This window comes from Corallococcus praedator (assembly GCF_003612125.1).
GTDB lineage: Bacteria > Myxococcota > Myxococcia > Myxococcales > Myxococcaceae > Corallococcus > Corallococcus praedator.
Genome location: NZ_RAWI01000721.1, coordinates 1 through 1901, shown reverse-complemented (window position 1 = coordinate 1901; position 1901 = coordinate 1). Strand labels below are relative to the sequence as shown.

2 protein-coding genes are annotated in these 1901 nt (G+C 73.7%); both read right to left on the bottom strand.

The genetic code is table 11. The annotated features are described in order from the left end of the window. The coding region (locus D7Y13_RS41230; protein WP_120586186.1) for an O-antigen ligase family protein at positions 1 to 1205 on the bottom strand (1205 nt) is incomplete at its 3' end. Between the two features lie 19 nt (positions 1206 to 1224). Beyond that, a partial coding sequence (locus D7Y13_RS41225; RefSeq protein WP_120538434.1) for a CpsD/CapB family tyrosine-protein kinase occupies positions 1225 to 1901 on the bottom strand: 677 nt, incomplete at its 5' end.

Sequence of the window (1901 nt, the reverse complement as noted above, 5' to 3'; positions counted from 1 at the left end):
GCGGAGCGCCGTCCCCCCACGGCGGTGCAGGAGGCCATCACCAGCAGCAGGAAGAAGGCGCGGCTGTCGTAGAGGTCGCCGCTGGCCTGACTGCCCAGCAGCACCAGCACCGCCGCGCCAACGGTCGCGCCGTCCAGCCCCTGGCGGCGCTTGAGCGCCGTGCGGACGAAGGTGATGAGGACGCCCGCGAGGAAGAGCAGCCCCACGGCGCCGCCCTCGCAGAACACCTCCAGGAAGAGGTTGTGCGGGTAGACGCCCAGGCCCAGCGCGGGGAACGCGGCGAGCCCCGCGCCCGACACCGGGTGGTCGTGTCCCAGTTGGATGGCGGCCTCGTAGAGGACCTCCCGCCCGGACAGGTACACCTTGCCCTCACCGCCCCCCTCGTAGTTCAGCGTCAGGCGCAGGAAGCGCTCCTCCACGGAGTGGGTCAGCGCCTCGCCCAGGGGGGACAGCATCGTCACGGCCCCGACGGCCACCGTGGCGAGCAGCACCAGCAGCAGCAGCCGGCGCAGGGGCACGCGCGCCACCACGAGGTAGGTGGTGATGCCCGCGAAGATGGCGGCCGTCCCGCCCCGCGAGCCCGTGAGCAGCGCGAGGATGACGCCGGTGGCGGCCATGGGAATCCACAGCCACGCCTGGCCCCGCCAGGTCCAGAAGTACAGGGCGCCCAGCGCGAGCAGGCCCATGAGCCGCGCGAAGATGTTGGGGCCGCCACCCATCACCGCCAGCCGCCCGCCGCCGCCGCCGGAGAGCAATTGGCGGACGCCGGTGAGCGCGAGCAGCGCCGTGGCCGTGACGACGATGGTCCAGAACGCGTCCAGGATCCGCGGCGCGGGCTGGCGGAGCGCGGCGAGCGCGAAGCCCACGCTCATCACCAGCACGAGCACGAGCTCGTAGAGCTTCGCCAGGGCGAAGTCCGTGTCAGGGGACCAGAAGGCGCTCGCGCACAGGTAGCCGAAGAACCCCAGGAGCGCGGTGACGAGCGGTGGATCGAAGCGCGCCTCCCCCGGCCGCGCCCCGCGCCACGCATGGTGCAGGAGCCCCACGGAGGCGAACACTCCGCCGCCCATGACGATCCACAGCCGCAGCTCCAGAAACGGGTTGGCCTCCACCTCCGTTTCGGCCAGCCGGTGGAAGCCCCAGCGGCCCGCGAGCACGTAGAGCGCCGCGATGAAGCCCAGGCCTGTGCAGCGAGTCCATCTCACGGGGGGGCTCCGGGCGGCTTCAGCGGGGGGACGGATACTCGTACTGGTAGATGCCGCTCACCGCGCGGGCCCGCCGGGAGCGCGGCACGCCGTTGAGCACGACGCCCCGCACCGGGACGTCGTTCTGTTCCAGGAGGTGCAGGGCCGACGCCACCTCCCGCATCGGATGGGCGCCGGCCCGCACCACGGCGAGGCTCACGCTCGCGTGCCGGCCCACGAGCGCCGCGTCCGTCACCGCGAGGATGGAGGGCGTGTCGAAGAGGACCACGTCGTAGCGGGCGGACAGGCCCGCCACGAGCGCGGCGAACACGTCCTGGGACAGCAGCTCCGCGGGGTCCGCGGGAAGCTCGCCCGCGCCCAGGAACGACAGGCGGGGACCGACCTCCTGCTGGAGGGCCTGCTCCAGGGGGACGGTGCCGCGCAGCACCTCGCAGAGGCCGGGGGGCCGCTCGTCCCGGAAGCAGCGGTGGAGCCAGCCCCCGCGCAGGTTCGCGTCCACCAGCAGGACGCGGCTGCCGGACTCCGCAAGCACCCAGGCGAGGTTGACGGCGACGAAGGACGTCCCCACGCCCGGGCTCGTCCCCGTGAGGGCCACGACGTTGCCGGACGCGTCCTTCAGCGCCCGCTGGAGCCGGGTCCGCAGGCCGCGCAGGCTCTCGGTGGTGGGGTCGCGGGGAAGGGTCCGCGCCAGGAGGG